At 51.7% G+C, this 7,638-nt stretch carries 9 protein-coding genes; 1 reads left to right on the top strand and 8 read right to left on the bottom strand.

The features are described from left to right. Positions 1-49 precede the first annotated feature (49 nt). The 8 genes from potI to FDW94_RS14335 all read right to left on the bottom strand — a co-directional run bounded on the left by potI (position 50) and on the right by FDW94_RS14335 (position 7,198). Positions 50-895 (bottom strand): putrescine ABC transporter permease PotI, encoded by an 846-nt coding sequence (gene potI, locus FDW94_RS14370; RefSeq protein ID WP_008784246.1) that lies wholly within the window; start codon positions 893-895, stop codon positions 50-52. Further along, a complete protein-coding gene (gene potH / locus FDW94_RS14365) occupies positions 892-1,845 on the bottom strand; it encodes a putrescine ABC transporter permease PotH (protein WP_071445005.1) in 954 nt (317 codons plus the stop codon). The genes potI and potH overlap by 4 nt, the downstream gene beginning before the upstream one ends. A 9-nt stretch (positions 1,846-1,854) precedes the next feature. Continuing rightward, positions 1,855-2,988 carry a putrescine ABC transporter ATP-binding subunit PotG gene (potG, locus tag FDW94_RS14360; protein WP_008784245.1) on the bottom strand — a complete coding sequence of 378 codons (1,134 nt, stop codon included), beginning with the start codon at positions 2,986-2,988 and terminating at the stop codon, positions 1,855-1,857. A gap of 138 nt (positions 2,989-3,126) precedes the next feature. Next, positions 3,127-4,239, bottom strand: a complete 1,113-nt coding sequence (gene potF / locus FDW94_RS14355; RefSeq protein WP_136391668.1) for a spermidine/putrescine ABC transporter substrate-binding protein PotF — start codon at positions 4,237-4,239, stop codon at positions 3,127-3,129. 433 nt (positions 4,240-4,672) lie between these two features. Next, positions 4,673-5,149: a YbjN domain-containing protein gene (locus tag FDW94_RS14350; RefSeq protein ID WP_100272709.1), complete on the bottom strand. Its 477-nt coding sequence runs from the start codon at positions 5,147-5,149 to the stop codon at positions 4,673-4,675. A 90-nt stretch (positions 5,150-5,239) separates the two neighbouring features. Then, the gene (gene rimK / locus FDW94_RS14345) at positions 5,240-6,142 is read right to left on the bottom strand and encodes a 30S ribosomal protein S6--L-glutamate ligase (RefSeq protein WP_003831660.1); all 903 of its coding nucleotides are present in this window, start codon (positions 6,140-6,142) and stop codon (positions 5,240-5,242) included. A 59-nt stretch (positions 6,143-6,201) separates the two neighbouring features. Next, the gene (gene nfsA / locus FDW94_RS14340) at positions 6,202-6,924 is read right to left on the bottom strand and encodes a nitroreductase NfsA (RefSeq protein ID WP_079934663.1); all 723 of its coding nucleotides are present in this window, start codon (positions 6,922-6,924) and stop codon (positions 6,202-6,204) included. After that, positions 6,908-7,198, bottom strand: coding sequence for a DUF1418 family protein (locus FDW94_RS14335; protein WP_003831656.1), 291 nt, complete (start codon positions 7,196-7,198; stop codon positions 6,908-6,910). Before FDW94_RS14335 ends, nfsA begins: the two co-directional genes overlap by 17 nt. Positions 7,199-7,370: 172 nt before the next feature. Between FDW94_RS14335 and FDW94_RS14330 the strand changes: the two genes are divergently transcribed. Further along, positions 7,371-7,634, top strand: coding sequence for a GrxA family glutaredoxin (locus FDW94_RS14330; protein ID WP_008784241.1), 264 nt, complete (start codon positions 7,371-7,373; stop codon positions 7,632-7,634). Positions 7,635-7,638 lie beyond the last annotated feature (4 nt).

The raw sequence follows: 7,638 nt of genomic DNA, 5'->3' as shown, positions 1-7,638 counted from the left end.
CAGCCACCACAGCTGCGCCGTATAGACAGGTTGGCAGATTTTAGTTTTTTCAGCCGCGTCTTGCACGTTGGATATCGCGGATCCGTTGTTTTTCTGTTCGCGCCATCAGATACCACGCGATAAATCCGATAATTCCTACCACACCAAGGATCAGCGTCGCCAGGGCGTTGATCTCCGGGTTTACCCCCATACGTACGCTGGAGAACACCAACATCGGTAACGTTGTGGCGCCAGGACCAGAGACAAAGCTGGCAATAACCAGATCATCGAGTGACAGCGTGAAGGCTAATAGCCAACCGGAAATCACCGCCGGCATAATCATCGGCAGGGTGATGACGAAAAAGACCTTCAGCGGCGTGGCGCCGAGATCCATCGCCGCTTCCTCAATGGAGTGATCCAGTTCGCGCAAGCGTGAAGAAATCACCACCGCTACGTACGCCGTACAGAAAGTGACGTGCGCCAGCCATATGGTCAGCATGCCGCGATCCGCTGGCCAGCCGATAGCGTGAGCCAACGCAACAAACAGCAGCAGCAGCGACAAACCGGTAATAACATCCGGCATGACCAGCGGCGCGGTGATCATAAAGGCGAAACCATTCGAACCACGAAAACGACCAAAGCGCACCATTACCACGGCGGCGATGGTGCCAAGGATTGCCGCCATCGTCGCAGCACCCGCAGCAATCGTTAAACTCATGCCGACGGCGCTTATCATCGCGCTATCGTGGAAAAGCTCGCCATACCAACGTGTTGACCACCCCGCCCAGACCGTCACCAGCTTCGAGCTGTTAAACGAATAGATAACCAACATCAGCATCGGCGCGTACAGGAAGGTAAAGCCCACTACCAGGATAAAAATACGCCACGGCGAGCGAACGACCGGTAAGTTATTCATCCGTGTTCCCCCACGCTTTTTTGCTGATATTTGTGGAACCACATGATCGGCACAATCAGTAGCAGCAGCATAATAATGGCGACAGCAGAAGCCACCGGCCAGTCTCGGTTATTGAAAAACTCCTGCCAAAGCACGCGGCCAATCATGATGCTATCCGGTCCGCCCAACAGTTCCGGGATCACAAACTCGCCAACAGCCGGAATAAATACCAGCATTGACCCGGCGATAATGCCGCCCTTGGTCAACGGCACAATCACGCTAAAGAAGGTCTTCAGCGGCCGGGCACCTAAATCCAGCGCTGCTTCCACCAGAGAGTAATCAATACGGGTCAGCGCGGTATAAATCGGCAGCACCATAAAGGGCAAATAGGCGTAAACAATACCGATGTAGACCGCCAGATTGGTGTGCAAAATCGTCAACGGTTGGTCGATGACGCCCAGCCACATCAGGAAGTTGTTCAGCACGCCGTTGTTTTTCAGGATCCCCATCCAGGCATATACGCGAATTAAAAACGAGGTCCAGGACGGCAGGATCACCAGCAACAGCAGAATATTACGCGTTGAGGGTTTACTGTGCGCGACGGCCCATGCCAGTGGGTATCCCAGCAGCAGGCAACAGATTGTCGAAATTCCCGCCACCTGTAACGATTGCATGTAGGCATCGAAATAGAGCGGATCGTCCGTCAATTGCAAAAAATTGCCTAAATTGAGCGTGATGGATAACTGATCGTCAGCCCATGAAACGAGGTCCGTATAGGGAGGAATAGCGCGCGCCATTTCAGCCAAACTGATCTTGAAGACGATCAGAAAAGGCAGCAGAAACAGGAGCAGCAGCCACACATACGGCAGCGCGATCACCAGCTTGCGCCCGTGCTTCATTTGCAGCCGCGACATAAACAGCGTGAATCGCCCTGCTTTATCCACGCGTGCCGGAGGTTCAAGTGTACTCATCTTCGCTCCTTAAACCGTCAACACCACACAGCTGTCCGCATCCCAACATAAACGGACTTCGTCACCCCAGGTTGGTAATCCCTTGCGATAACGATGCTCATTTTGTAGCTGGGCGCTCAACATCTGGCCGCTTTTCAAACGTACGTGGTACACCGACAAATCGCCCAAATAGGCAATGTGTACCACTTCGCCTACCGCGAAGTTATAACCCTCTGGCGGAGGGGCTTCGCAGAGCATGATTTTCTCCGGGCGCAGCGCAACGTATACCGGGACGTTATCGACAATAGACGCATCGGCGTCCACTTTCAGCGGATGCACCAGTCCAGGAGACTCAATCACCAGACCATCTTCCTGGCGTTCTTTTAGCAGTCCCTCAAAAACGTTTACCGAACCGATAAACTCTGCGCTGTAGCGCGTAGTCGGATGCTCGTAGATCTCTTCCGGCTCGCCGATCTGGACAAATTTGCCACGGTTCATGATCGCGATACGGCCCGCCATCGTCATGGCTTCTTCCTGATCGTGTGTCACCATCACGCAGGTCACGCCGACGCGTTCAAGGATATCCACCACTTCCAGTTGCATGCGGTCTCGGAGTTTTTTATCCAGCGCTCCCATCGGCTCATCCAGCAGCAGCAGTTTTGGCCGTTTCGCCAGACTACGCGCCAGTGCCACACGCTGACGCTGGCCGCCAGAAAGCTGATGCGGCTTGCGTTTGGCGAACTCCTGCATATGCACGAGTCCCAGCATCTCATTCACCCGACTGGCGATTTCAGCCTTCGGCAGTTTGTCCTGCTTGAGGCCAAAGGCAATGTTCTGCTCGACAGTCATGTGCGGAAACAGAGCATAGGACTGAAACATCATATTAATCGGACGCAGATAAGGCGGGACATGCGCTAAATCGACGCCATCAAGCATGATTTGCCCAGTAGTCGGCAGTTCAAATCCCGCCAGCATCCGTAGCAGAGTCGATTTGCCACAGCCGGACGCGCCGAGCAGAGCAAATATTTCACCTTTGTAGATAGTAAGATTGACGTCATCAACGGCGTGCTGACCGTCAAATGACTTGGTCAGATTGCGAATTTCAAGCAGCGGGGTCAGCGCTTTGCGGATTTTCGCTTGTGGGCGTGGGGTTGCATCATTCACTCAGGTGCTCTCCGGCATAAAACAAAGAAACGGTGCAAATAACGCACCATAAAGGTGCGTATTGCCGGGTTATATGTGTCCGGGCTCAACGCTGCCCGGCAGGCAAAAATCCTGCCGGGTCATGTCCCAAACATCGGTTTATTTCCCGCTTTTTACCTTCGTCCATGCGCGGGTACGTACACGATCGATCTTCGGATCCTGTACTTTCAGTGTGAACAGCTTGGCGCGAACATCCGCAGGCGGGTAAATGCCCGGGTTGTCACGAACTTCAGGGCTGACCAGAGCCGTCGCTTCTTTGTTGGCATTGGCATAAAACACGTGGTCGGAGATATGCGCAATCACATCAGGGCGCAGCAGGTAATTGAGGAACTGATAGGCTTCATCTTTGTTTTTCGCATCGGCAGGCATCGCGAATACGTCAAAGAACGCCATTGCACCTTCTTTAGGAATTGAGAAGGAGATATTGACGCCATTTTTCGCTTCTTTCGCACGGTTTGCCGCTTGCCATACGTCCCCTGCCCAGCCAATCGCGACGCAGGTATCACCGTTTGCCAGGTCGTTGATATATTGCGAAGAGTGGAAGTAGCGAATATTTGGGCGCAGCTTCAGCAGCAGATCGGTTGCTGGCCCGGTGTAATCATCCGCTTTGGTACTGTTTGGGTCTTTACCCAAATAGTTCAGCACCGTGGCAAACACCTCTTCGGGCGCATCGAGGAAAGAGACGCCGCAGCTTTTGAGTTTTTCCAGATTTTCTGGCTTGAGGATCAAATCCCAGCTATCAACCGGCGCATCCGGCCCCAGCACCGCTTTGACTTTATCCACGTTATAGCCAATACCGGTCGTAGCCCACATATACGGCATCGCGAACTTGTTGTCCGGATCGTGTTTACCCACCAACTTCAGCAGTTCAGGATCAAGATTTTTCCAGCCCGGCAATTTGCTCTTATCCAGCGGCTGGAATACGCCCGCAGTCAGTTGACGCTCAAGGAAGCTGGCAGAAGGAACGACAAGATCAAAGCCGGTGCTGCCAGCCATGAGCTTACCTTCCAGTACTTCATTGGAATCAAATACGTCATAGATAACTTTAATTCCGGTCTCTTTTTCAAAATTAGCCACCGTGTCCGGGGCGATATAATCAGACCAGTTATATATATGCAGCGTTTTTTGTTCAGCAGCGAGCGTGCCGGCAGAGATGGCCATCAGAGCACCCGCAACCAGGCCTGATAACCATTTTTTATTTAAGGCGGTCATAATCTCTTTCCTTCTGAAAGTTCGTTAACAAACGAACAAAAATGTCACACTCTAATGATATGCAAGAAACGTGCATATTCTTTCATGCGGCACCGATGAAAAGAGAGACCTCTCCTCATGCCGCTGTTGCTCGCTGGCATCCGCCGATGCATTCAACACACATTGTGGCCACAGGTCAGGTCACAAGGGGTTGTTTAAATGATGACGTTGGTAAGCTTCGCAAGAATAACTTTAGCCAGGAATTGTGGATATAGCCCAGATTAAAAAACGTCTTTTATCAATTTTTTATGCAGGAATTGTCTATGACATAAAGCGGAAGGCGCTGAATCGAGGTGAATAATTCTTTAATGAAAGGTTAAATGCAGAATAAAAACAGGCAATACGCAACCGCTCTGGCAGCGGCTGCGCGATATATGTCCAGATTCAGGAAGAATTAATGGAGGAAATGAATTTCAGCGGTGCTGTTTTGCGCATCTTCTTCAGCATTAAATAACAGCTGATGCGCTCCGGCTTCGAGGATCACCATCGATATTTGCTCTTCGCTCTGGCGAACAAAATATTCAAACTGCTCAAACGTTACGCCCGGCGTAACGGATAAAGACTGGCAAACCACCAGCTTTGGCAGATTATCATCCTGCATATCCAGAAAAGCTTTCACCGTCAGTGAACTGGCATTGATCGCAGACAGATCGGCTGCCAGTGGCAGCAATGCAGAAGGTCTGACTTCCGCCATCGCAGAAAACAGAATGACGTTATCGACCAAATCAACTTTTGCATCAAAGATGCCGTCAAAATTCTGCATGTGTGGCAAGTGCAGCGCCTGACAGGTATCGCATTCAAAAAAACTCATGCCCAGGTCGTCGAGCCATTGACGCAACGTATCCAGAGTGGGAACGACCAGTGATGTCATAATAATGTGCGACCTCTATTGATGAAAAAAATACCGGCACAGCTTACGCAAAAAGAGCGTGTCATACCACGATCGCAATCGATATTGCGCTTAGCCGCCGATTTTAAGACAAAATTCAGGAGTAGCATGGCGCTCGATCCACTGGATCATTTTCGCGGCAATGTCTATTCCGGTGGTTTTCTCCACGCCTTCCAGCCCCGGAGACGCGTTGACCTCCATGACCAGTGGCCCTCGATCAGCACGCAGAATATCAACGCCTGCAACGTCCAGGCCCATCGTCCGGGCGGCTTTGAGCGCAATTTCTCTTTCGCGCGGCGTGATACTCGCAATAGTCGCCACCCCACCGCGATGGAGATTAGAACGAAAATCGCCCTCTTTAGCCCGTCGTTCAATGGCGGCCACTACTTCATCGCCCACCACGAAACAGCGGATATCGCGACCCTTCGCTTCTTTGATATATTCCTGAACCAGGATATGGGCATTCACCCCACGAAAGGCATCTACCACGCTTTCTGCAGCCTGCCGCGTTTCCGCCAGCACCACGCCAATACCCTGGGTGCCTTCAACCAGTTTCACCACCAACGGCGCACCGCCAACCATGTCAATCATGTCGCTGGTATCGTCCGGAGAGTGAGCAATTCCGGTAATGGGTAAATCAATTCCCTGACGCGCCAGCAGTTGTAGCGAACGCAGCTTATCGCGCGCTCGCGTAATCGCTACCGATTCATTCAACGGATAGCTACCCAGCATCTCAAACTGGCGCAGCGCCGCCGTCCCATAAAAGGTAATCGCGGAACCAATCCGCGGGATCACCGCATCGAAATGAGGAAGCTGACGGCCCTTGTAATGAATAGAGGATGCCGCCGGGCTGATGTTCATATAGCAAGAAAGGGGATCGATAACTTCAACCAGGTGACCGCGCTGCATCGCCGCTTCACGCAGGCGTTTACAAGAATAGAGCGTTCCGTCCCGGGACAAAATGGCAATTTTCACCCTGCACCTCTCTGAATGACCTGGTAAAAGCTGGCGTATCATACACTGGGTTAAAATCTTTAGCGCGTAGCCCATCCCTGTTTATGCAAATATTCCAGGATAAAGGGGCGACTTTCTTTAATGATGGTACGGCGAATATGATCGCTCCAGGTGTCGCGGCGGGTATTGCTGCCTCGGGTCAGATAGTACTGCGCGAGCTGCTCATCATATTGCGCCAACACATCACTGTTGAGTGGCTGGTATTGGTTTTCTTGCACCACAAGCGACGCGGGCAGGCGCGGCTTGATATCCGGGTTATCCGCAGGCCAGCCGAGGCACAATCCAAAGAGCGGCAGAACATGTTGCGGAAGCTTCAGCAGTTCGGTGACCGGCTCAATATTGTTACGCAAACCGCCAATAAACACGCCGCCAAGTCCCAGCGACTCTGCCGCCGTCAATGCATTTTGCGCCATCATTGCAGTATCAACCACACCCAGCAGCAACTGTTCCGCCAGCCCAAGTTGCGCGTCAGGGCAAATCTGCAAATGACGGTTAAAATCAGCGCAAAACACCCAGAACTCAGCGGCCTGTGCCACATGCTTTTGACCGCCAGATAAGGTAGCCAGTGATTCACGCAAGGATTTATCCGTTATGCGAACGATCGTCGTGCACTGTAGAAAACTGGAGCTTGACGTTCCCTGAGCGGCGGCAATAATCGCCTCACGCTGTGCATCCGAAATGGCATCATCAGTAAAATGGCGAATGGAACGGTGGCTGCGGAGTAAATCAATGGTTGGAGTCATCTCTTTTGTCTCTGTCTGAATCAGTTGAATCACCGGGTGTGCGAGACATCAGTTGCGGTGCCAGCAGTTGAGCAACACGCCACATCAACGCCACCGCAGCAGGGAGCATCAGCAGTACGCCCAGAAATATCATCACCACGCAGGCTAACGGGCTGTTAAGCGGTGCGGGCAAGGTGAGGTAATCGTTAAGCGATAGCAGCGCCAGCGATAACAAAACCATCCCAATTATTTCCAGCATCAATACGCTTTTGGGTAATACACCAATTGTGCGCATACGCGGCCTCCCGGCGAAATGGCTTCCATTATAAAACGTTCCGGCTTGCCGTGTTTAACAGATATAGCTTGAGGATATCAAAGCAACAGGCTGAACCTGCTTTCCATCCGTCACAAATCGCGGCATCATAACCATTATTGCCATCCGGCCTGATAAGTTCGAGGAGAAAGAGATGTTTGCCGTTATTTTTGGTCGCCCAGGGTGCCCGTATTGCGTGCGCGCAAAAGAATTAGCAGAAAAATTAAGCAGTGAGCATGAAGATTTTAACTTCCGCTACATTGATATCCATGCTGAAGGAATTACCAAAGCAGATCTGGAAAAGACGGTAGGTAAGCCAGTTGAAACCGTTCCGCAGATTTTTGTCGATCAAAAACACATCGGCGGCTGCACGGATTTTGAAGCTTGGGCAAAAGAGAACATGAATCTGTTCGCCTGAAAGC

Source organism: Citrobacter sp. wls757 (genome assembly GCF_005280935.1).
GTDB classification, from domain to species: Bacteria; Pseudomonadota; Gammaproteobacteria; order Enterobacterales; family Enterobacteriaceae; genus Citrobacter; species Citrobacter portucalensis.
The sequence above is the reverse complement of the archived record's forward strand: the minus strand, read 5'-3'. Positions and strand labels throughout refer to the sequence as shown.

Bases quoted from the DNA above. Each gene is read 5' to 3' on its own strand.
- FDW94_RS14350 (WP_100272709.1), bottom strand. From the start codon at position 5,149: ATGACATCACTGGTCGTTCCCACTCTGGATACGTTGCGTCAATGGCTC.
- FDW94_RS14335 (WP_003831656.1), bottom strand. From the start codon at position 7,198: ATGCGCACAATTGGTGTATTACCCAAAAGCGTATTGATGCTGGAAATA.
- nfsA (WP_079934663.1), bottom strand. From the start codon at position 6,924: ATGACTCCAACCATTGATTTACTCCGCAGCCACCGTTCCATTCGCCAT.
- FDW94_RS14330 (WP_008784241.1), top strand. From the start codon at position 7,371: ATGTTTGCCGTTATTTTTGGTCGCCCAGGGTGCCCGTATTGCGTGCGC.
- potF (WP_136391668.1), bottom strand. From the start codon at position 4,239: ATGACCGCCTTAAATAAAAAATGGTTATCAGGCCTGGTTGCGGGTGCT.
- potI (WP_008784246.1), bottom strand. From the start codon at position 895: ATGAATAACTTACCGGTCGTTCGCTCGCCGTGGCGTATTTTTATCCTG.
- potH (WP_071445005.1), bottom strand. From the start codon at position 1,845: ATGAGTACACTTGAACCTCCGGCACGCGTGGATAAAGCAGGGCGATTC.